Origin of the sequence: Streptomyces sp. NPDC047853 (genome assembly GCF_043204535.1) — a bacterium.
GTDB lineage: Bacteria > Actinomycetota > Actinomycetes > Streptomycetales > Streptomycetaceae > Streptomyces.
In genome coordinates this window covers 22,632-44,663 of sequence record NZ_JBIDCI010000018.1, presented here as the reverse complement: position 1 = coordinate 44,663, position 22,032 = coordinate 22,632, and the positions used below count along the sequence as shown (strand labels likewise).

Genomic DNA, 22,032 nt, shown 5'->3' with positions numbered 1-22,032 from the left:
CCGCCCGGCGCCCGCCCGAAGCGGCCCTAGAAGCCGTGCCGTACGCCGCCGTCCACCGGCAGCATCACGCCCGTCACGTAGGAGGCCGCGGGGGAGAGGAGGAACGCGGCCGCGCGGCCGAACTCCTCGGGGGCGCCGTAGCGGCGCAGCGGCACGCGGGACTCGGACGCCGCCCTGGTCGCCTCCGGGTCGGCGGACAGGCCGTCCAGCTCGCGCACCCGGTCGGTGTCGATCCGGCCCGGCAGCAGCCCGACGACCCGGATGCCGCGCGGGCCCAGCTCGTCGGCGAGGGACTTGGCGAAGCCGGCCAGACCCGGCCGCAGCCCGTTGGAGATGGTCAGGCCCGGGATCGGCTCGTGCACCGAGCCCGAGAGCACGAACCCGATGACGCCGCCCGGCTCCAGCTCGGCCGCCGCCGTGCGGGCCAGCCGGACCGCGCCGAGGAACACCGATTCGAACGCCGTCTGCCACTGGTCGTCCGTGTTGTCGGCGACGAACCCGGGCGGCGGGCCGCCCACACTGATCAGTACGCCGTCGAACCGGCCGAAGCGCTCACGGGCCGTCGCGATCAGCCGTTCCGCGGCCCCGGGGTCGGCGTTGTCGGCGGCCACCCCGACGGCGCCCGCGCCCAGCGCCTCGGCGGCCAGCGCGACGCCCTCCTCGTCCCGCCCCGTGACGACCACCTTCGCCCCGTCCGCGACCAGCTCGCGCGCGGAGGCGTTGCCCAGCCCCCGGGTCGCTCCCGTGACGACGTACACCCGGTCCTTCAGTCCAAGATCCATGGCTCTATCCTGCCTCCTCGTCCCCGAACAGGGCGAGGGCCGTGTTCACCAGGCCGATGTGGCTGAACGCCTGCGGGAAGTTGCCGAGCTGGTGGCCGGAGACCGGGTCGTACTCCTCGGCCAGCAGCCCGACGTCGTTGACGAGCCCCACCAGCCGCTCGAACAGCTTCCGGGCCTCCTTCGTCCGGCCGGTCGCGTGCAGGGCGTCCGCGTACCAGAACGAGCACACCAGGAAGGTCCCCTCACCGCCCGGCAGTCCGTCGACGGGGTCCCCCTCGGTGCTGTAGCGGCGCACCAGGCCGTCCCGGGTCAGCTCGGCGCCGATCGCGTCGACCGTGCCGACGACCCGCGGGTCGTCCGGGGGGAGGAAGCCCACCCGGGGGATGAGCAGCAGCGCCGCGTCCAGTTCCGTGGAGCCGTAGAACTGGGTGAAGGTGTTGCGCTCGGGGTCGTAGCCCTTCTCGCACACCTCCCGGTGCACCTCGTCGCGCAGCGCCCGCCAGCCCTCCAGGTCGCCCCCGCCCAGCTCGGGATGGTCCTCCAGGGTGCGCACCGCCCGGTCCAGGGCCACCCACGTCATCACCTTCGAGTGCACGAACTGGCGGCGCCCGCCGCGCACCTCCCACAGCCCCTCGTCGGGTTCCCGCCAGGCCGTGGCGAGGAAGTCCATCAGGGCGCACTGCAGCTCCCACATCTGCGGCTGGGGGTGCATGCCCGACAGTCGGGCCAGCGACAGCGAGTCCATGACCTCGCCGTACACGTCGAGCTGGAGCTGGTTGACCGCGTCGTTGCCTATGCGTACCGGGGCGGACCCGGCGAAGCCCGGCAGCCACGGCAGCTCGAACTCGGGCAGCCGCCGCTCGCCCGCGAGGCCGTACATGATCTGCAGGTCGGCGGGGTTGCCCGCGACGGCGCGCAGCAGCCAGTCGCGCCAGGCCTCGGCCTCCTCCAGATAGCCGGCCGACAGCAGGGCGCCCAGGGTGAGGGTGGAGTCGCGCAGCCAGCAGAACCGGTAGTCCCAGTTGCGCACCCCGCCCGGTTCCTCGGGCAGCGAGGTGGTCGGCGCCGCGACGATCCCGCCGGTGGGCTTGTAGGTCAGCGCCTTCAGGGTGATCAGGGAGCGCACGACGGCGTCCCGGTACGGCCCGTCGTAGCGGCAGTGCGCGGCCCAGGCCCGCCAGTCCTCGACGCTGTGCTCCAGAGCGACGAACGGGTCGATCAGCGGCGGACGGGGCTCGTGCGAGGGGTGCCAGGTGAGGACGAAGGCGACCTTCTCGCCCGCGGCGACGGTGAACTCGGCGTGCGTCCCGAAGTCCTCGCCCCAACTGCGCACCTCCGGCTCGCTGCGCAGCCACGCCGAGTCCGGTCCGGCGACGGCCACCCGGTGCCCGTCGGACCTGCGCACCCACGGGACGACCGAGCCGTAGTCGAAGCGCAGCCGCAGCACGCTGTGCAGGGTGACCTCGCCGCTCAGCCCCTCCACGACGCGCACCAGGTCCGGGGCGCGGTCGCGCTGGGGCATGAAGTCGGTGACCCGTACCGAGCCGCTCTCGGTCTCCCACTCGGTGTCCAGGACCAGGGTGTCCGGCCGGTAGGCGCGCCGCGTGCAGCGTTCGGCGCCCTTGGGGGCGATGCGCCAATGGCCGTTGTCCTCGTCGCCGAGGAGTTTGGCGAAGCATGCCGCGGAGTCGAAACGGGGCAGGCACAGCCAGTCCACGGAGCCGTCCGTGCCGATGAGGGCAGCGGTCTGCTGGTCGCCGATGAGCGCGTAGTCCTCGATGGTGGGGTGCACGGTTGCCGTCTTCCCGACCAGGGGCGGAGCAATCGGCTCCGCCGGTGCCCTCTCGGCGGGCCGCTACACCGCCGCCGGCTCGGCCCGCGCCGGTTCCTCGTCCTCGGCGCTCGCCCGGTCGCGCTGCTCGCGCCGGACCAGGAACCACCAGCCGACCGGGACGGCCGCGGCGAACAGCCACCACTGGATCGCGTACGCGAAGTTCAGCGCGGCGTCCTCGTTGCCGGGCCTGCCGATCCGCTCCGGGGTGTCGCCCTCCGGGGCCGGTTCGAGGAGGACGACGTACCCGCCGAGCACCGGGGCGCCCAGGCGCTCCGCCTGCTGCTCGCTGTTGATGAGCATGATCTGCCGGTCCGGCAGGCCCGCGAGGTCCTTGATGCCGCTGGCCTCGGTCGTCTCGTCTGGCATCAGCCGCCCGGTGACGGTGATCTCTCCCCGGGGCGGGGCCGGGACCTCGGGGAACTCGGTCTGGCTCGCGCTGTCCGCGGGGATCCAGCCCCGGTTGACCAGGAGGACCTCGCCGTCGTTCAGCGTGAACGGGGTCAGCACGTGGTAGCCGATGTTGTCGTCGGAGTCGGTGCGGCGCCGGACGACGACCTCGTGGTCGGTGTCGAAGCGGCCCTTCGCGGTGACGGTGCGGTACCGCTCGTCCGTGGTGATCTGCTTACCGGGAGCGGTCAGCGACCGGGCGGGCACGGGGGCCGCGTCGAGGGCCCGCGCGACCAGGTCGTTCCGGGCGGTGCGCTCCTCGTAGCGGCCCATCTGCCAGAAACCCAGCCAGATCATCGTGGGGATGAGCAGCACGGCGACCAGCGTGAGGATCACCCACTGGCGGGACAACAGGAAGCGGTACACCCCACGACGGTACAACTCGGTCGTGGGGTGCGATGCGGCGGGTACGGTCTCGGGCCGCCGCCGGCCGGCTAGACCTTGTCGACGATCCCCGCCCTTCCCTCGGCGCGGGCGCAGTGGGCGCCGCAGTACCAGTGCCCCTCGACCTCGACGCCCTGGCCGATGATCTGCACCCGGCAGTGCTCGCAGATGGGGGCCATCCGGTGGATCGCGCAGGAGAAGCAGTCGAAGACGTGCACCGCTCCCTGGGCGTGGACCTCGAAGGTCATTCCGTAGTTGTTGCCGCAGACTTCACATGTCGCCATGGGCCACAGGGTGAGCCGTCGCCGCGACGCGGGCGAGCGGGCGCCGGGCGAGTCGCCCGGAATCACCCGTCCGTACGTCGCGTGCGCGCGAGACCTCAGGCGTCCGCGGGCTCCACGTCGGCGAGCAGCTGCCCGAACGCCGCCTCGTCCACCACCGGCGTGCCGTACTGGCGGGCCTTGACCACCTTGGAGGTGCCCGAGTCCGGGTCGTTGGTGACCAGCAGGCTGGTCAGCCGGGACAGGCTGCCGGCGACGTGCAGTCCGGCCTCCGTCGCGCGGTCCTCCAGCAGGTCCCGCTCCACGGAGGTGTCACCCGAGAAGGCGACCCGCATGCCCTGCTTGAGCCTTTTGCCCTCTTCGTACCGGCCCGGGTTGGGATAGGGGCATGCGGGCCTTTTGCGGGAGGGGCGCCAACTGCTCTGCCGGTAGCCGCCGTAACCGGCCTGCTGTCCGATCCTGGGCGCGGGCCGGTCCGACCACTCGGTCAGCGGCCGGCACTCCAGCAGCGGCAGCCGTACGCCGCCCGCCGCCGCCGCGAGCAGGCTCGGCCGGAACGCCTCCGCCAGCACCCGGGCGTCGTCGAGCGCGTGGTGCGCGCGCTGCTGCACGACGCCGAAGTGGGCGGCCAGCGACTCCAGCTTGTGGTTGGGCAGCGGCAGGTCCAGCGCCTTGGCGAGCGCGATGGTGCACAGCCGCTGACGCACCGGGGCCTCGCGCTTCGCGCGCGCGTACTCGCGGGCGATCATCTGCCAGTCGAAGACGGCGTTGTGCGCGACCAGCACCCGTCCGTCGAGCCGGGCCGCGAACTCCTCGGCGACGTCCGGGAAGAGCGGCGCCCCCCGCAGCGCCTCGCTCGTCAGTCCGTGTATCCACACCGGGCCCGGGTCGCGCTGGGGGTCGACCAGCGTGTACCAGTGGTCCTCGACCTCACCGCGGGCGTCCAGTCGGTAGACGGCCGCGGAGATGATGCGGTCGTCGCGGGCCAGGCCGGTGGTCTCCACGTCGACGACCGCGTACCCCTGCGGATACGCGGCCGGCCACACGGTGGCGGACGGCGCTGCGGCCGTACGGTCTTCGAGCATGGTTCATGAGGATACGGGCCGCGACCGACACTCAGGTCCCGCAGGGGCTCCGCGGCACCCGGCGAAACGGTCCCTCCGTCAACTTCCGACCCACGGAACGCGGTTCGCGACGGTGTGACGGAGCACACGCGCCGTGCGGCCGTGCGTCACTCGTGCGCGCGCTCGGTCACGGGCGCCGACTTCACCACCTGATCGGCACCGGAAGGGCCGTCAGAAGCCCTGACACCGCGACCACCACGCCCAGCGCGACGACCTCCGCGCGCGCGGGGGCGCAGGCGTCCAGCGGGTCGGGCGCGCGGCTCAACCGGACCCTGGCCCACAGCGCGAGGGTGGCGACGGCGGCCACGAGGACCACCTTGGCGAGCAGGACCCGCCCGTACGCCGTGTCCGTCAACTGGTCCGCGATCGTGCCCGGCGGCATGCGCCGCAGCGAACTGCACACCCCCGTCGCCGTGATGGCCGCGAGCAGGACGGCCGCCACGCGCGCGTAGAGACCCAGCAGCGCCGGTCCCGCCTCGGCGCCCCGCCAGATCCGCAGGGTCCGCAGCGCGTACAGGAGACCGCCCACCCACAGGGACGCGCACGTCAGATGGACGAGGGTCAGGCCCGATCCGACCAGCGGCGCGTGCTCGGTGGTGGGGTGCGCGCGCAGCGCCTCCGCGACGACCACCGCGGCCGGCGGCCAGACCTGGAGCCCCGGTCGACGCGAGCCGGCGAGGAGGCCGGCCGCGAGGAACGCGTTGACCTCCAGGAGCGCGAGCTTGCCGTCACGGGACGCGTAGAGGCCGCCGACGTCGATGTCGGCGGCACTGCCCGGCACCAGGTTGCCGGTGGCCACGACCGACGCCAGGCCCAGCGCGGCGACGAAACCGGCGGCGGCGGCGTACGGGGCCAGGCTGCGGGGGCGTTGCGGGGGAGCGCCGGGGAGTGAACGGGCCAGCCGGTTCACGAAGAGCTCACCGAGCGGGACGCTCAGCGCGGCGAAGAGCACCGTGCGCAGCAGGGCTATGCCGCCGGCCCCGGGAGCCTCCGCCTCCCCGGTGCCGTGCAGGGCGGGGGCCGGGCCGAGGGCGGGTATCGACGCGCCCAGCACCACCAGCACGAGCACGGCCGCCGTCCGGCCGGTGCCGGAGGGCCGTGCGTGCCGGCCGGTCTCGGCGGCCCGGGACGGGGGTCTCATCAAGGTCACCTCGAGATCTTCACCAGCTCCTCCGGATTCGGGCAAGTTCCGGAGGTCCCCGGGCGGCCCGGTGCTCGCACCGGAAGACGTACGCGGTGGCCGTACGGTTCGGGAGGGCCGGGGGCGGGCGGGTGCCGCGTCACGTCCACCGCGCGGTGTCCGCGCCCCACGGTCCCGGTGGCCGCGCCCAGTCGGTCGGCCCGCCCCTGAACGAGACCGGCGGCAGGGCGTAGCGCAGCCGCCCCAGCCCGCTGTCCCGCTCGGCGAGCCAGGGATCGGGCCCCGGGTACGCCGCCGGCCCCACGCCGGTTCCGCCCGCCTTCCGGGCCCCGCCCGCGTCGCCGTGTCCGTCGGCGTCGTCAGGTCCTCCCGTGCCGTCCCCGTCGGCCGGCCGGAGACCGCCCGTCAGCCAGGCCGCGGTCCGGGCCAGCGTCACCCGCACGAACCGGCCGCCGCCCTCGTACGACTGCTCGGTCAGCGCCCGCAGCACCCCGGCCGCCAGCAGGTACCCGGTGCCGTGGTCGAGGGCCTGCGCGGGCAGCGCGCCCGGCCGCCCGGCCGCGCCCTCGATCACGGCGATCCCGGTGGCGACCTGCACCAGGCTGTCGAAGCCGCGCCGGCCGGCCCACGGCCCGTACTCCCCCCACGCCGACAACCGCGCCACCACCAGTCCCGGCCGGCGGGCCGCCAACGCCTCGGGGGACAGCCCGAACCGGTCCAGCGCGCCCGGCCGGTACCCGGTGACGACCACGTCGGCCGTGCGGAGCAGCTCCTCGAACTCCTCCTGATGGCGCGTCAGGTCCAGGGTCGCGGACCGCTTCCCGAAGCCCGTGTCCGCGTGCTGGTCCGTCAGCTCCGGCATCCCCGGCGGATCCACGCGCAGCACGTCGGCACCGAGCAGCGCCAGCGTGCGGGTGGCGACCGGTCCCGCGAGGACGCGGGTCAGGTCGAGGACGCGCAGCCCCGCGGCGGGCAGCAGCGGAGGGACGAGGAGGCCCGGCGGGCCGGCGGACCGGGGGGCCGGCGACGTGAACACCCGCGCGGGTGACGCGTCCAGCCGTCCTCGCTCCACCAGCGGCCGCCGGGCCACCGCCGCGGCCTGTGCGGACGCCGCCCACTGCTCCGGCGTGCGCAGCGCGACGGCCAGCCCGCCGGCCGCGTACACGCTCTCCTCCACCTCGGTGGCGGACCGCCCGGCCAGCATCGCCTCCAGGGCGTCCACGTCCCCCGGCGCGCCCAGCGCGGCCAGAAGCCGTTGCCGGTGGTGCGGATAGTTGGCGTGGGTGCGCACCCACCCGTCGGCCGTCCGCCACAGCCGGGACAGCGGCGCGAACGCCACCGGCTCGCGCCCGTCGACCCGCAGGTGCCGCTCGCTGGTGAAGGCCGCGGCGACGGCGCCGTCGTCCACCCGCACGCCGGGCACCTCGGCCCGGCCCGCGCGCCGCGCCGCCAGTTCGGCCGCGGCCAGCGCGCACGCGCCGACGCACGCCCGGGCGAGGTCCCGCACCGGAAGCCGCGCGTCGAGCACCCCGGGGCGTACCACCTGGGACACCGCGCTCACCAGGGCGGGATCACCCCCGAGCGCGGACCACACGTGCCTGATGTCGACGCTTCCCGTCACGATCACCCCGTCCATCCCGCCCGTCCGCCTGCCACCACGCCCGCCGTGCCTGCCATGCCTGCCATGCCTTTCACATTCCCTCGCCCCCCACCCTCCCTCCCACGCACGAAGCGGGCCGGGATGCTGCCCCGGCCCGCTTCACGCGCGCGTCGTCACCGCTCAGGCGACGGTCACCAGCTCACCGCGTCCAGCGCGTCGGCCATGCCCCAGCCGTAGAAGCCGTTGCGGTTCTTCGAGCCCTCGCACACCGCGTCGACCTTGCCGTCACCGTCGATGTCGTACGGCTTGGTGCACGGCGTGGCGTCGGCCTGGGCGTACAGCAGGGCCTTGACGAGCGCCGGGGAGGCGTACGGGTGCGTCGACTTGATGAGCGCGGCGACGCCCGCGACGTGCGGCGACGCCATCGACGTACCGGCCATGTAGCCCCACTTGCCGCCGGGCAGCGTGCCCAGGATCAGCCCGCTGGTGGCGGGCGGCGCCGGGGTCTGGTAGGCCGTCGAGTCACCGCCCGGCGCGGCGATGTCGATGACGCCCAGGCCGTGGTTGGAGAAGGACGACTTCAGGCCCTTCGCACCGGTCGACGCGACCGTGACGACACCCGGCAGCTGGGTCGGGATGTCCAGGCACTCGGACGGGTCCACCACCCGGTCGCCCGGCGTCGTGTCGTTCGGCGAGGACGGGTCGGTGATCTCATCGGCGGAGAGGTCGTAGTTCTCGTTGCCCGCCGCGGCGACGTTGACCGCGCCCTTCTTCTCCGCGTACCGCGAGGCCCGGGTGACGGCCTCGACGAGCGCCTTCTGGTCCGGGTCGTCCTTGCAGTTGAAGTACCACGGGTCGGTGTAGTAGCTGTTGTTGGTCACGTCCACGCCGTGCTCGGCCGCCCACATGAAGCCGCAGACCACGGCCTCGGTGTAGAAGAAGCCGTCCGGGTTGGACACCTTGATGCCCGAGACCTTCACCCCGGGCGCCACGCCGGTCATGCCGACGCCGTTCTTGGCGGCGGCGATCTCACCGGCCACGTGCGTGCCGTGCGGGCTCTCCGCCGCGCTCGGCCGCCAGGCGCCGTCGGTGGTGTCCGGCTTGCCCGAGACGCAGTTGACCGAGGCGTCCCGGTCGAAGTTCGGGGCGATGTCCGGGTGGGTGTCGTCCACGCCGGTGTCGATCACCGCGACGGTCACCTTCTCGCTGCCCAGCGACTTCTTGTGCGCCTGGTCCGCCTTGATGGCCGGCAGGTCCCACTGGAGGCCCTCCAGCGGGTCCTGGCCCTCGGCGGCCTCCGCGGCGGCGACCTCCCGGCCGCTGAGCACCTTCGGGGTGCCCACGTCGGTGGTGGCGGCCGAGGGCAGCGGAGCGGTGCGGGTGGCCCCGGCCGACTGCACGCCGCGCACCTTGCGCACGCTCTTGGCGAAGTCGGGGTTCGCGGAGTGGACGACGACGACGCCGATCCGGTCGTACGACGTCACGATCGTGCCGCCGGCCTTGGCTATCGCCTTCTTCACCTGGGCCGAGGGGCCGTGCCCGGGGCCGACGTTGACGACGTAGCTGAGCGAGGACGACGCGTCGGCCGGAGCCGGGGGAGCGGCCTCGGCCGCGCCGGCCGGGACGGCCGGCAGGACGGCGAGGGACGCGGCCACGGCCAGGCCGGCCGGGATCACCAGGGCGCGGCGGTGACGCGGGTGGTGCGCTGTCATGTGCGATGTCTCCAGTTCGTTCCGGAAGGGCTGAAGCAGCGGTCGGGGCCGGTCACTTCACCGCGCGCAGCGCGTTCACGATGCCGAAGCCGTAGAAGCCGTTGACCCGCCGGCCGCCCTCGCAGGTGGCGTCCTGGTCGCCGTCGCCGTCCTGGTCGTAGGAGGCGGGGCAGCCCGGGTTGTCCGCCTGGGCCTTCAGCAGCGCCTGGAGCGCGGCCGGGGAGGCGTGCCGGTACTTCGACTTCAGCAGCGCGGCGACGCCCGCGGCGTGCGGCGAGGCCATCGAGGTGCCCTGGAGCCAGGCGTACTCGTTGTTCGGCATGGTCGACAGGATGCGGCCGTTCTTCGACGGCGTGTCCGGGATCTGGTAGCGCCCGTCACCGCCCGGCGCCGCGACGTCGACGACGCCCTTGCCGTACGAGGAGTAGTACGACTTGTCCTCGTCGACGCCCGTCGCGCTGACCGTGACGATGCCCGGCAGCTGGGTCGGCACGTCGAAGCACTCGTGCGGGTCGATCGTCCGCGTCACCGGCGTGGAGTCGTCCGGGCTGGAGTCGTCGACGATCGCGTCGGAGTCCAGGTCGTGGTTGGAGTTGCCGGCCGAGGCGAGGTGCAGGGTGCCCTTGCGCTGGGCGTAGAGCTGGGCCCGGTTGACCGCGTCGACGATCGCGCGCTGGTCCGGGTCGTCCATGCAGTTGTAGAGCCAGGGGTCCACGTAGTAGCTGTTGTTCGTGATCTCCACGCCGTGGTCGGCGGCGAACACGAACGCGCACACCACGTTCTCCGGGTAGAACAGGCCGTTGTCCGGGTCGCTCACCTTGATGCTCGACACCTTCACGCCCGGCGCGACACCGGCGACACCGATGCCGTTGCGGGCGGCGGCTATCTCACCGGCCACATGGGTGCCGTGGTAGTCCTCGGCGGTGTACGGCCGCCAGGCGCCCTCGCTGGTGTCCGCCTTGCCGCCGACGCAGTTGGCCGACTGGGCGGCGGAGAAGTTCGGGGCGAGGTCGGGGTGGGTGTCGTCGACGCCGGTGTCGATCACGGCGACGGTGACCTTGGAGCTGCCCGGGTTGATCTTCGCGGCCTGGTCGGCGCCTATCGCGCGCAGGTCCCACTGGTCCGCTTCCAGCGGCTCGCTCGCGCCCGCCGCCTTCGAGGCCTTCGCGGTCCGCGCGGCCTGCTCCGCGGAGAGCGGCTCGGCGGCGCCCTGGTCCGTGCTCCCGGCGGCGGTCAGCGGCGCCGTGCGGGTCGCGCCCGCCGACTGCACACCGCGCGCCGTGCGTATCTCCGCGCCGAAGTCCGGGTTCGCCGAGTGGACGACGATCACGCCGATCTTCTGGTAGGTGGCCACGACACTGCCGTCGGCCTCGGCTATCGCCCGCTTCACCGACGCTATCGTGCGGTGGTCCGTCCTCGTGTTGACGACGTAGGCCAGCCGGGGCGCGTCCGCGGCCCGGGCGGCCGGCGCCGCGTCGGCGGCGGCCTCCGCGCGCGGGGCGGCCGAGGCGGCCGCCGGCAGGAAACCGAGCGACGCGGTGAGCGAGAGCACGACCGGTACGGCGAGAGCGAGCCGCCGTCTGGAACGCGGGGACCGCGAGGAGGGCGGCGTGGGCAGATGAGCCATGGGGTCTCCACATCATCCTGAAACGAAACCGGCCCGAGTCACAGGTGGTGCTCGGGCAGGTACATGACGGAGTGGTGCAGGGCGAAGCTATCTCCCGCACCCGCTGGCCAGCAATGACCCACCGCCGGTGACTTCGGAAAGTGCCCCGCGTGTTGAACCGGTCCCGGCGACGCACCGTGTCGTTGGACAGGGAGCCCGAGCACGTCCAGGCCCCCGCGAGAAACCGAGGTCCAGCCGTCATGTCCGTCGTACGAGGAGACTCCGTGGCCACCGACGCACCGCCCCCCTCGAAAGAGGAACGCCCACTTCCCTCCGCCGAGGAGTTCTCCGAGGTGCAGCAGAGCGCCGAGTTCGCCGAACTGCGCCGCTCCTTCCGCTCCTTCGCCTTCCCGCTGACCATCGCCTTCGTGGCCTGGTACCTGCTCTACGTGCTGCTGTCGAACTACGCCGGCGGCTTCATGGGCACCGAACTCTTCGGCAACATCAACGTCGCCTTCGTCTTCGGCCTCGCCCAGTTCCTCACCACGTTCCTCATCGCCTGGTGGTACTCGCGGCACGCCGCCGCGAAGCTCGACCCCAAGGCCGAGGCCATCAAGACCCGGATGGAGGGCGGCGCATGAGCCCCGCACAGACCGTCTTCGCCGCCGAACTCGCCGCCAACGAGGCCAGCGAGCACCGGCCGCTCATCATCACCCTCTTCGCGGTCTTCGTCCTCGCGACGCTCGGCATCACCGTGTGGGCGGGCCGGCAGACCAAGGACGCCGCCGACTTCTACGCGGGCGGCCGCCAGTTCAGCGCCTTCCAGAACGGGCTCGCCGTCTCCGGCGACTACATGTCCGCCGCGTCCTTCCTCGGCATCGCCGGCGCCATCGCCCTCTTCGGCTACGACGGCTTCCTCTACTCCATCGGCTTCCTGGTCGCCTGGCTGGTCGCCCTGCTCCTGGTGGCCGAGCCGCTGAGGAACTCCGGCCGCTACACCATGGGCGACGTCCTCGCCTACCGCATGCGCCAGCGCCCCGTGCGCACCGCCGCCGGCACCTCCACGATCGTCGTCTCGATCTTCTACCTGCTGGCCCAGATGGCGGGCGCGGGCGTCCTCGTCTCGCTGCTGCTCGGCATCACCTCCGACGCGGGCAAGATCCTCATCGTCGCCCTCGTCGGCATCCTGATGATCGTCTACGTCTCCATCGGCGGCATGAAGGGCACCACCTGGGTCCAGATGGTCAAGGCCGTCCTGCTGATCGGCGGCACCCTCCTGATCACCTTCCTGGTGCTGCTGAAGTTCGACTTCAACATCTCCGACCTGCTCGGCACCGCCGCCGAGAAGAGCGGCCACGGCGCCGCCTTCCTGGAGCCCGGCCTCCAGTACGGCGCGAGCGGCACGACCAAGCTGGACTTCATCTCCCTGGGCATCGCCCTGGTGCTCGGCACCGCCGGCCTGCCGCACATCCTGATCCGCTTCTACACCGTGCCCAACGCCAAGGCCGCCCGTAAGTCCGTGAACTGGGCGATCGGCATCATCGGCGCCTTCTACCTGATGACCATCGCGCTCGGCTTCGGCGCCGCCGCGCTCGTCGGGCCCAAGGAGATCACCGAGTCCAACCCGTCCGGCAACACGGCCGCGCCGCTGCTCGCCCTGCACGTGGGCGGCGTCGACTCGACCTGGGGCGCGATCCTGCTCGCCACGATCTCGGCGGTGGCCTTCGCGACCATCCTCGCCGTGGTCGCCGGCCTCACCCTCGCCTCGTCCTCGTCCTTCGCGCACGACATCTACGCCAACGTCATCCGCCGGGGCGAGGCCACCGAGAAGGAGGAGATGCGGGCCGCCCGCTGGGCGACCGTCTTCATCGGCATCGTCTCCATCGCGCTCGGCGCCCTCGCCCGCGACCTGAACGTGGCCGGCCTGGTCGCCCTCGCCTTCGCGGTCGCCGCCTCCGCCAACCTGCCGACCATCCTCTACAGCCTCTTCTGGAAGCGCTTCACCACCCAGGGCGCGCTGTGGTCGATCTACGGCGGTCTGATCGTCGCCGTCGGCCTGGTGCTGTTCTCGCCCGTGGTCTCCGGCGACCCGAAGGCGATGTTCCCGGACGTCGACTTCGCCTGGTTCCCGCTGAAGAACCCGGGCATCATCTCCATCCCGTTCGGCTTCCTCATGGGCTTCCTCGGCACGGTCCTGTCGAAGGAGAAGCCCGACGAGGCGAAGTACGCGGAACTGGAGGTCCGGTCCCTGACCGGCACCGGAGCCCACTGAGCCCCGTACGGACGAAACTCCGGACACCCGGCGACGCGGCCGCTCGTAGATCCCTACGACGCGGCCGCGCCGCACGTCGTGGGATCGGGCCGCTGTCGATGTCGGACCGGTGTCGTAGGCTCGCAGGTGTCGGAGGAGAGAAGTGCTCCGCCGATCCGCGTCGAGGGAGGGGGCCCACGTGCTCATCGACACCTACGGCCGAGTGGCCACCGACCTGAGGGTCTCGCTCACCGACCGCTGCAACCTGCGCTGCACCTACTGCATGCCCGAAGAGGGCCTCCAGTGGCTGGCCAAGCCCGACCTGCTCACGGACGACGAGATCGTCCGCCTCATCGACATCGCCGTCACCTCCCTCGGTATCGAGGAGGTCCGGTTCACCGGCGGGGAGCCCCTGCTGCGCCCCGGCCTGGTCGGCATCGTCGAGCGCGTCGCCGCCCTGGAGCCGCGCCCCCAGATGTCCCTCACCACCAACGGCATCGGTCTGAGGCGCACGGCGACCGCCCTGAAGGCGGCCGGCCTGGACCGGGTCAACGTCTCGCTGGACACCCTGCGTCCGGACGTCTTCAAGACCCTCACCCGCCGCGACCGCCACAAGGACGTCCTGGAGGGGCTGGAGGCCGCCCGGGACGCCGGACTCACCCCGGTGAAGGTCAACAGCGTCCTGATGCCCGGCCTCAATGCCGACGAGGCCCCCGACCTGCTGGCCTGGGCCGTCGAGCACGACTACGAGCTGCGGTTCATCGAGCAGATGCCGCTGGACGCCCAGCACGGCTGGAAGCGCGACGGCATGGTCACCGCCGGTGACATCCTGGCCTCCCTGCGCACCCGGTTCGAGCTGACCGCCGAGGGCTCCGAGGAGCGGGGCTCGGCCCCCGCCGAGCGCTGGCTGGTGGACGGCGGCCCGCACCGCGTCGGTGTCATCGCCTCCGTGACCCGCCCGTTCTGCTCGGCCTGCGACCGCACCCGCCTGACCGCCGACGGCCAGGTGCGCACCTGCCTCTTCGCCCGGGAGGAGACCGACCTGCGCGCCGCCCTGCGTTCGGACGCCCCCGACGAGGAGATCGCCCGCATCTGGCGACTGGCCATGTGGGGGAAGAAGGCCGGCGCGGGCCTCGACGACCCGACGTTCGTGCAGCCCGACCGGCCCATGTCGGCCATCGGGGGCTGAGCACGCCGCCGCGGGCGTCCCCGGGGGTCGGCCGGAGCCTGCCGGGTCACCCCTGGGAGTCCGCCGGAGCCTCCCACTCGGCCAGCGGGACCACGTCCTTCAGGAAGCCCCGCACCCCGAGGAACTGGGACAGGTGCTCCCGGTGCTCGTCGCAGGCGATCCACGTCTTGCGCCGCTCGGGCGTGTGGATCTTCGGGTTGTTCCACGCGAGCACCCACACGGCGGGGGTGCGGCAGCCCTTGGCGGAGCAGATCGGGGTGGTCTCGTCACTCACAGTTTCGTCTCACAGGTACGCACAAAAGGCGACGCCGAGCAGCCACGGGGGGAGCTGCCCGGCGTCGGTCCGTCGCTCCGACGGGGGATGCGGAGCGCACACGAAGTATGTCATGGGTCACCCATGGCCCGGCACCGGAACAACACGATTCATCAGAGCTCTTCTTGAGGCTGGCGCGGAACCGACGCCCCCGCCCGAGGCCCGCTCGGCGATCACGCTCGGTGGCGCGACTCACCGGCTGGGCCCGACGCCGGATCGGACAGGGCGTCCTCCGGTCCGGAGGCCGCCGGGCCGTCCTCGTCCCGGGGCGGCATGATCATCGGCGGGGTCTGCACCGTCACGAACGTCGACGGCAACGATGGCGCGTTCTCGCGCCCCGCGTTCGCGATCACGACGGCGATGTACGGCAGGACCAGGCCGAGGACCAGGGCCACGATCGCGACGTGCCGCTCCACGTTCCACAGGCAGGCCGCGAGGACCACCGACACCGTACGGACGGACATCGAGATGATGTAGCGGCGCTGTCTTCCGCGCACGTCCTCCTGGAGGCCCGTCCGGGCCCCGGTGATCCGGAACACCTCGGCACTGCCGCCGGCACTCTGCTTCCGCATCTCGTTCCACCATCCGCCCGCATCGGACTGAACCCGCCCCGCTGACGTCCGCGGCCGCTCGGGGACACCGGTCCCGGACGACTCTCCACGTTACGCCGCACCTGCGCCGACCACGAGACCGGGGCACCCCCGTCCGGCTCCCACGGCCCGCACGGCACGCGCGGCCGCGTCCCCCGTTCGGCCGTACCCGGCATGCGCCGATCGCGGTACGACCGAAGACTGGCGCTAATGCTCGCGTTGAGCCGTATGAGGAGGCAGTCATGGGCTGGTTGTGGGCGATCATCGTCGGATTCGTGCTGGGTCTGATCGCCAAGGCGATCATTCCCGGAAAGCAGCACAGCCCTCTGTGGCTGACCACCATCTTCGGCATGCTCGGCGCCATCGCCGGCAACGCGATCGCCCGGGCGGCCGGTGTGGACGCGACCTCGGGCATCGACTGGTGGCGGCACATCTTCCAGCTGGTGGCCGCGATCATCATCGTCGCCGTCGGTGACGCGGCCTACATGGCGATCCGGGGCAACAAGCGGCGCGAACGGGCCTGACGGTCCGCGCGGGGCGCACGCCCCCCGCGGGGACGTACGACGAAGGGCGGCACCCGGCAGCCACGTGGCGCCGGGAGCCGCCCCTCCCCACGGGCTCAGGCGCCCGTCAGCTCCACCGCGGCCAGGTTCTTCTTGCCGCGGCGCAGCACCAGCCAGCGTCCGTGCAGCAGGTCCTCCGCGGCGGGGACGGCGTCCTCGCCGACGACCTTGGCGTTGTTCACGTAGGCGCCGCCCTCCTTCACCGTGCGGCGCGCGGCGGACTTGCTGGCGACCAGGCCGACCTCCGCGAACAGGTCGACGACCGGGCCCAGCTCGGTGACCTTGACGTGCGGCACCTCGGAGAGGGCCGCGGCCAGCGTCCGGTCGTCCAGCTCCGCGAGGTCGCCCTGGCCGAAGAGGGCCTTGGAGGCGGCGATCACGGCGGCCGTCTGGTCGGCGCCGTGCACCAGCGTCGTCAGCTCCTCGGCCAGCGCCCGCTGCGCGGCCCGGGCCTGCGGACGCTCCTCGGTCTGCCGCTCCAGCTCCTCCAGCTCCTCGCGGGAACGGAAGGACAGGATGCGCAGGTACGTCGAGATGTCCCGGTCGTCCACGTTCAGCCAGAACTGGTAGAACGCGTACGGCGTCGTCATCTCCGGGTCCAGCCAGACCGCGCCGCCCTCGGTCTTGCCGAACTTGGTGCCGTCCGCCTTCGTCATCAGCGGCGTGGCGTAGGCGTGGGCGGTGGCGTCCGGCTCCAGCCGGTGCAGCAGGTCCAGGCCGGCCGTGAGGTTGCCCCACTGGTCGCTGCCGCCCTGCTGCATCGTGCAGCCGTACCTGCGGTAGAGCTGGAGGAAGTCCATCGCCTGGAGCAGCTGGTAGCTGAACTCCGTGTAGCTGATGCCCTCGGAGGACTCCAGACGCCGGGCGACGGAGTCCTTGGTCAGCATCTTGTTGACCCGGAAGTGCTTGCCGATGTCCCGCAGGAACTCGATGGCGGAGAGCCCCTCGGTCCAGTCGAGGTTGTTGACCATCACGGCCGCGTTCTCACCCTCGAAGGACAGGAACGGCTCGATCTGGCCGCGCAGCCGCTCCACCCAGCCCGCGACGGTCTCCGGCGAGTTCAGCGTGCGCTCCGCGGTCGGCCGCGGGTCGCCGATCTGGCCGGTGGCCCCGCCGACCAGCGCCAGCGGCCGGTGACCGGCCTGCTGGAGCCGGCGCACGGTGAGCACCTGCACCAGGTGCCCCACGTGCAGGGAGGGCGCGGTCGGGTCGAAACCGCAATAGAACGTGACGGGACCGTCCGCGAGCGCCTTGCGCAAAGCATCCTCATCGGTGGACTGGGCGAACAGCCCACGCCACTTCAGCTCGTCGACGATGTCCGTCACGGTTCTCGTGTCTCCTCGAATGGTCTCGTGTGCGGGTACGAGGTTATACGCCCTGGCTGACAGAGCTCATATTGAAGTCCGGCACCCGCAGCGCGGGCATCGCCGCCCTGGTGAACCAGTCTCCCCACTCCCTGGGCAGCGTCTTCTCCGTGCGCCCGGCCTCCGTGGCCCGGCCCAGCAGGGACACCGGCGACTCGTTGAACCGGAAGTTGTTCACCTCGCCGACGACCTCGCCGTCCTCCACGAGGTAGACGCCGTCCCGGGTCAGCCCGGTCAGCAGCAGCGTCGCCGGGTCGACCTCGCGGATGTACCAGAGGCAGGTGAGCAGCAGGCCGCGTCGGGTGCCGGCGACCATCTCCTCCAGGGAGCGTTCGGAGCCCCCGTCCAGGATGAGGTTGCCGAGCCCCGGCGCCACCGGCAGCCCGGTCAGCCCGGCGCTGTGCCGGGTGGTCGTCAGCCGGTTCAGCTCGCCCGCACGGATCCAGTCGGTGGCCCCGGCCGGCAGTCCGTTGTCGAACACCGACTGGTCGCCGCCCGAGGAGTGGGCGACCACGAAGGGGGCGCACTCCAGCCCGGGCTCGTGCGGGTCGCTGCGCAGGGTCAGCGGCAGCTCGCCCAGCCGATCGCCGACGCGCGTGCCGCCCCCCGGCTTCGAGAACACCGTGCGCCCCTCGGCCGCGTCCCGCCCCGAGGCCGACCAGTACTGGTAGATCAGCAGGTCCGCGACCGCGGTCGGCGGCAGCAGCGTCTCGTACCGCCCAGCGGGCAGCTCCACGCGCCGCTCGGCCCACCCGAGCCGTACGGCCAGGTCGGCGTCGAGCGCCGCCGGGTCGACGTCCTTGAAGTCCCGCGTGGCACGCCCCGCCCACGCCGACCGGGTGCGGTCCGGCGACTTGGCGTTGACCTCCAGCGTCCCGTTCGGCTGGTCGTGCCGCAGCCGCAGCCCGGTCGACGTGCCCAGGTAGGTCGACGTCAGCTCGTGGTTGGCGAAGCCGTACAGCTCCCGGCCGCCCCCGCGCGCGCGGGCGAACGCCTCCCCGAGGGCCGGCGCGAAGTCGGCGAACACGGCCGACGAGGTCTCCGCGGGCGCGTCGGTGAAGTCGGGCGAGGCGGGCACGTCCGTGACCAGCGGCTGCGCGTCCTCGGCCGGCCCGGCGCCGCGCGCGGCCGCCTCGGCGGCGCGCACCAGGGGCTCCAGCTCGTCCACCGTCACGGCCGACCGCGACACGACCCCGGTGGCCGAACCCTCCCGGCCGTCGACGGTGGCGACCACGGTGAGCGTGCGCCCGCGCGTGACGCCGTTGGTGGTGAGCGCGTTGCCCGCCCAGCGCAGGTTGGCCGTGGACTCCTCGTCGGCGATGACGACACAGCCGTCCGCCCGGGACAGTTCCAGCGCCCGCTCGACGATCTCGTGCGGCTTGTTCGTGCGCGCGCTCATCGACCCGCCTCCTGCGTGGTGTTGAGGATGTTGACTCCCTTGAAGAGCGCGGACGGGCAGCCGTGGGAGACCGCCGCGACCTGGCCCGGCTGGGCCTTGCCGCAGTTGAAGGCACCGCCCAGGACGTAGGTCTGCGGGCCGCCGACGGCCGCCATGGACCCCCAGAAGTCGGTGGTCGTCGCCTGGTAGGCCACGTCCCGCAGCTGACCGGCGAGCCGCCCGTTCTCGATCCGGAAGAAGCGCTGACCGGTGAACTGGAAGTTGTAGCGCTGCATGTCGATGGACCAGGACCGGTCGCCGACGACGTAGATCCCGCGGTCCACGCCACCGATCAGGTCCTCCGTCGACAGCCCTCCGGGATCCGGCCGCAGCGACACGTTGGCCATGCGCTGCACCGGCACATGGGCGGGGGAGTCGGCGTAGGCGCACCCGTTGGACCGCTCGAAGCCGGTGAGCTTCGCGATCCGCCGGTCGAGCTGGTAGCCGACCAGCGTGCCGTCCTTCACCAGGTCCCAGGACTGTCCCTCGACGCCCTCGTCGTCGTACCCGATGGTCGCGAGCCCGTGCTCGGCGGTGCGGTCACCGGTGACGTTCATCAGCTCCGAGCCGTAGCGCAACTTCCCGAGCTGGTCGAAGGTGGCGAAGGAGGTGCCGGCGTAGGCGGCCTCGTAGCCGAGGGCGCGGTCCAGCTCGGTGGCGTGGCCGATCGACTCGTGGATGGTCAGCCACAGGTTCGACGGGTCCACGACCAGGTCGTACAGCCCCGCCTCGACGCTCGGCGCGCGCATCTTCTGGGCCAGCAGCTCGGGGATCTCGGCCAGCTCGGCGTCCCAGTCCCAGCCGGTGCCGGTCAGGTACTCCCAGCCGCGCCCCGCGGGCGGCGCCAGCGTGCGCATGGAGTCGAACTCGCCGCTGGAGTCGTCCACCGACACGGCCGTGAGCACCGGGTGCAGCCGCACCCGCTGCTGGGTGGTCACGGTCCCGGCGGTGTCGGCGTAGAACTTGTTCTCGTGCACGGTGAGCAGCGAGGCGTCCACGTGGTCCACCCCGTCGGCCGCCAGCAGCCGGGCGCTCCAGTCGGCCAGCAGGGCCGCCTTCTCCGTGTCGGGCACGGTGAACGGATCGATCCCGTACGACGAGATCCACGTCCGGTCGGCGTGCACGGGCTCGTCGGCGAGCTCCACGCGCTCGTCCGACCCGGCGGCCCGGATCACCCGCGCGGACAGCTTCGCCATCGCCACCGCCTGCGAGGCGACCTTGGCGGCGGCGTCCATCGTCAGGTCCACACCGGACGCGAAGCCCCACGTACCGCCGTGCACCACGCGCACCGCGTACCCGAGGTCGGTGGTGTCCGAGGACCCGGCGGGCCTGGCGTCCCGCAGGCGCCGGGAGGCGCTGCGCACCCGCTCCAGCCGGAAGTCCGCGTGCTCGGCGCCGAGGGCACGCGCGCGTGCCAGGGCGGCGTCGGCGAGGGCGCGTAGGGGGAGTGCCGTGAAGGCTTCGTCGATGCTATGAGGCACCTGCGTCTCTTTCTGTCGACGTGACCGGTCGTCTGCCGCGACACCGGGGACTGCGCCGCATCATGTCGCGTGAGGGCGGACGGGGACCACACCTTTCGCGGCGGGCGGGACGCCGACCGCGGCGCCCTTTCTGTAGGGACCCGACAGTCAGCCCCCTGAGCCACTGTGGGTGCCCGATTCTCTGCGGACAGGGGCGGACCGATAGGTTTTCGAGGAAGCCGCCTGTCATCGCCGCCCGTCGACCGGGTGTTCTCGGGCGGGTACCAGAACGCTATGGAAAGGGTGATCCGTTGAGCCGCTCGGTTCTCGTCACCGGAGGCAACCGGGGCATCGGCCTCGCCATCGCCCGCGCATTCGCCGACGCCGGTGACAAGGTCGCGATCACGTACCGCTCGGGTGAGCCGCCGGAGGCCCTGACCGAACGGGGCTGCCTCGCCGTCAAGTGCGACATCACCGACAGCGAGCAGGTGGAGCGGGCCTACAAGGAGATCGAGGACGCGCACGGTCCCGTCGAGGTGCTGGTCGCCAACGCCGGCGTCACCAAGGACCAGCTCCTCATGCGCATGTCCGAGGAGGACTTCACCTCCGTCGTCGACACCAACCTCACCGGCACCTTCCGGGTCGTCAAGCGCGCCAACCGCGGCATGCTGCGCGCCAAGAAGGGCCGCGTCGTCCTGGTCTCCTCGGTGGTCGCCCTCCTCGGTTCCGCGGGCCAGGCGAACTACGCCGCGTCCAAGGCGGCCCTCGTCGGCTTCGCCCGCTCCCTCGCCCGCGAGCTGGGGTCCCGCAACATCACCTTCAACGTCGTCGCGCCGGGCTTCGTCGACACCGACATGACCAAGGTGCTCACCGACGAGCAGCGGGCCGGCATCGTGTCGCAGGTGCCGCTCGGCCGGTACGCGCAGCCGGAGGAGATCGCCGCGACGGTGCGGTTCCTCACCTCGGACGACGCCTCGTACATCACTGGAGCCGTCATTCCCGTTGACGGCGGACTGGGAATGGGTCACTGATCACCATGAGCGGAATTCTCGAGGGCAAGCGCGTCCTGATCACCGGTGTGCTGACGGAGGCCTCCATCGCCTTCCACACCGCCAAGCTGGCCCAGGAGCAGGGGGCCGAGGTCATCCTCACCGCGTTCCCGCGGCCGACGCTGACCGAGCGCATCGCCAAGAAGCTGCCCAAGCCCACCAAGGTCATCGAGCTCGACGTCACCAACGACGAGCACCTCGGCCGCCTGGCCGACATCGTCGGCGAGGAGCTCGGCGGCCTGGACGGCGTCGTCCACTCCATCGGCTTCGCCCCGCAGGACGCCCTCGGCGGCAACTTCCTCAACACGCCGTTCGAGTCGGTCGCCACCGCCATGCACGTCTCGGCGTACTCCCTGAAGTCGCTGACCATGGCCTGCCTGCCGCTGATGCAGAACGGCGGCTCGGTCGTCGGCCTCACCTTCGACGCGCAGTTCGCCTGGCCGCAGTACGACTGGATGGGCCCGGCCAAGGCCGCGCTGGAGGCCACCAGCCGCTACATGGCCCGTGACCTCGGCAAGCAGAACATCCGCTGCAACCTGGTCTCGGCCGGTCCGCTCGGCTCCATGGCCGCGAAGTCCATCCCGGGCTTCAGCGAGCTGGCCTCGGTGTGGGACAACCGCTCCCCGCTGGAGTGGGACCTCAAGGACCCGGAGCCGGCCGGCCGCGGTGTCGTCGCGCTGCTGAGCGACTGGTTCCCGAAGACCACGGGCGAGATCGTCCACGTCGACGGCGGCCTGCACGCCATCGGCGCCTGACCCCTCGCCCCACCGGGCCCGCATCCCGCCGGGGTGCGGGCCCTCGGCATGTCGCGGGGTGCGGGCCCGCAGCACGTCACCCGTTCGGCTCAGTCGGCCGGGCGGCGGGGCGGGCGGCGGCGCACGCTGGGGTACGGGTTCACCACGCG

General features: G+C 72.4%; 20 protein-coding genes. 6 read left to right on the top strand and 14 right to left on the bottom strand.

Annotated features, from left to right (window positions below; genetic code table 11):
• Positions 1-26 precede the first annotated feature (26 nt).
• The 9 genes from ACGF5T_RS28335 to ACGF5T_RS28295 form a co-directional block, all read right to left on the bottom strand.
• Positions 27-782: an SDR family oxidoreductase gene (locus ACGF5T_RS28335; protein WP_356607671.1), complete on the bottom strand. Its 756-nt coding sequence runs from the start codon at positions 780-782 to the stop codon at positions 27-29.
• A gap of 4 nt (positions 783-786) precedes the next feature.
• On the bottom strand, positions 787-2,574 hold the full coding sequence (locus ACGF5T_RS28330; protein ID WP_356607669.1) for a glycoside hydrolase family 15 protein: 1,788 nt from the start codon (positions 2,572-2,574) through the stop codon (positions 787-789).
• A gap of 63 nt (positions 2,575-2,637) precedes the next feature.
• Positions 2,638-3,429, bottom strand: coding sequence for an SURF1 family protein (locus ACGF5T_RS28325; protein WP_361016203.1), 792 nt, complete (start codon positions 3,427-3,429; stop codon positions 2,638-2,640).
• A gap of 68 nt (positions 3,430-3,497) precedes the next feature.
• Entirely contained in the window at positions 3,498-3,731 is a 234-nt protein-coding gene (locus ACGF5T_RS28320; RefSeq protein ID WP_071528763.1) for a hypothetical protein, read from the bottom strand.
• A 95-nt stretch (positions 3,732-3,826) separates the two neighbouring features.
• The gene (locus ACGF5T_RS28315; RefSeq protein ID WP_356607665.1) at positions 3,827-4,813 is read right to left on the bottom strand and encodes a DEDDh family exonuclease; all 987 of its coding nucleotides are present in this window, start codon (positions 4,811-4,813) and stop codon (positions 3,827-3,829) included.
• A 181-nt stretch (positions 4,814-4,994) separates the two neighbouring features.
• Positions 4,995-6,002: a CopD family protein gene (locus ACGF5T_RS28310; protein WP_366766279.1), complete on the bottom strand. Its 1,008-nt coding sequence runs from the start codon at positions 6,000-6,002 to the stop codon at positions 4,995-4,997.
• Between the two features lie 130 nt (positions 6,003-6,132).
• Positions 6,133-7,629, bottom strand: a complete 1,497-nt coding sequence (locus ACGF5T_RS28305) for a CoA transferase (protein WP_392889618.1) — start codon at positions 7,627-7,629, stop codon at positions 6,133-6,135.
• Positions 7,630-7,784: 155 nt separating this feature from the next.
• Entirely contained in the window at positions 7,785-9,305 is a 1,521-nt protein-coding gene (locus ACGF5T_RS28300; RefSeq protein ID WP_356607661.1) for a S8 family serine peptidase, read from the bottom strand.
• 52 nt (positions 9,306-9,357) lie between these two features.
• Complete coding sequence (locus ACGF5T_RS28295; protein ID WP_361016211.1) at positions 9,358-10,932, bottom strand: S8 family serine peptidase; 1,575 nt, start codon at positions 10,930-10,932, stop codon at positions 9,358-9,360.
• Between the two features lie 263 nt (positions 10,933-11,195).
• On the opposite strand from ACGF5T_RS28295, the gene ACGF5T_RS28290 reads away from it, so the two are divergent.
• The 3 genes from ACGF5T_RS28290 to moaA all read left to right on the top strand — a co-directional run bounded on the left by ACGF5T_RS28290 (position 11,196) and on the right by moaA (position 14,351).
• Complete coding sequence (locus ACGF5T_RS28290; RefSeq protein ID WP_356607657.1) at positions 11,196-11,552, top strand: DUF485 domain-containing protein; 357 nt, start codon at positions 11,196-11,198, stop codon at positions 11,550-11,552.
• Positions 11,549-13,183 (top strand): cation acetate symporter, encoded by a 1,635-nt coding sequence (locus ACGF5T_RS28285; RefSeq protein WP_361016213.1) that lies wholly within the window; start codon positions 11,549-11,551, stop codon positions 13,181-13,183. Before ACGF5T_RS28290 ends, ACGF5T_RS28285 begins: the two co-directional genes overlap by 4 nt.
• A 178-nt stretch (positions 13,184-13,361) precedes the next feature.
• A complete protein-coding gene (gene moaA, locus ACGF5T_RS28280) occupies positions 13,362-14,351 on the top strand; it encodes a GTP 3',8-cyclase MoaA (protein ID WP_356607653.1) in 990 nt (329 codons plus the stop codon).
• Between the two features lie 46 nt (positions 14,352-14,397).
• Here the strand turns inward: moaA and ACGF5T_RS28275 are convergent, their stop codons facing one another.
• Together ACGF5T_RS28275 and ACGF5T_RS28270 are read right to left on the bottom strand one after the other, a co-directional pair.
• Positions 14,398-14,625, bottom strand: a complete 228-nt coding sequence (locus ACGF5T_RS28275) for a hypothetical protein (RefSeq protein ID WP_356607651.1) — start codon at positions 14,623-14,625, stop codon at positions 14,398-14,400.
• Between the two features lie 212 nt (positions 14,626-14,837).
• Positions 14,838-15,236 (bottom strand): DUF3099 domain-containing protein, encoded by a 399-nt coding sequence (locus ACGF5T_RS28270; RefSeq protein WP_361016216.1) that lies wholly within the window; start codon positions 15,234-15,236, stop codon positions 14,838-14,840.
• Between the two features lie 260 nt (positions 15,237-15,496).
• Between ACGF5T_RS28270 and ACGF5T_RS28265 the strand changes: the two genes are divergently transcribed.
• Positions 15,497-15,778, top strand: a complete 282-nt coding sequence (locus ACGF5T_RS28265; protein ID WP_356607647.1) for a GlsB/YeaQ/YmgE family stress response membrane protein — start codon at positions 15,497-15,499, stop codon at positions 15,776-15,778.
• A gap of 95 nt (positions 15,779-15,873) precedes the next feature.
• On the opposite strand, the gene tyrS is transcribed toward ACGF5T_RS28265, so the two are convergent.
• Genes tyrS through ACGF5T_RS28250 form a run of 3 tightly spaced genes read right to left on the bottom strand, consistent with a single transcriptional unit; the run spans position 15,874 to position 20,100 of the window.
• Positions 15,874-17,142, bottom strand: a complete 1,269-nt coding sequence (gene tyrS / locus ACGF5T_RS28260; RefSeq protein ID WP_356607645.1) for a tyrosine--tRNA ligase — start codon at positions 17,140-17,142, stop codon at positions 15,874-15,876.
• A 43-nt stretch (positions 17,143-17,185) separates the two neighbouring features.
• A complete protein-coding gene (locus ACGF5T_RS28255) occupies positions 17,186-18,580 on the bottom strand; it encodes a metallopeptidase TldD-related protein (protein WP_366766282.1) in 1,395 nt (464 codons plus the stop codon).
• Complete coding sequence (locus ACGF5T_RS28250; RefSeq protein WP_356607641.1) at positions 18,577-20,100, bottom strand: TldD/PmbA family protein; 1,524 nt, start codon at positions 20,098-20,100, stop codon at positions 18,577-18,579. The genes ACGF5T_RS28255 and ACGF5T_RS28250 overlap by 4 nt, the downstream gene beginning before the upstream one ends.
• A gap of 290 nt (positions 20,101-20,390) precedes the next feature.
• Between ACGF5T_RS28250 and fabG the strand changes: the two genes are divergently transcribed.
• Entirely contained in the window at positions 20,391-21,110 is a 720-nt protein-coding gene (fabG, locus tag ACGF5T_RS28245) for a 3-oxoacyl-[acyl-carrier-protein] reductase (RefSeq protein ID WP_356607639.1), read from the top strand.
• Positions 21,111-21,115: 5 nt separating this feature from the next.
• Positions 21,116-21,883 carry an enoyl-ACP reductase FabI gene (gene fabI / locus ACGF5T_RS28240; RefSeq protein WP_356607637.1) on the top strand — a complete coding sequence of 256 codons (768 nt, stop codon included), beginning with the start codon at positions 21,116-21,118 and terminating at the stop codon, positions 21,881-21,883.
• The last annotated feature ends 149 nt before the right edge of the window (positions 21,884-22,032 follow it).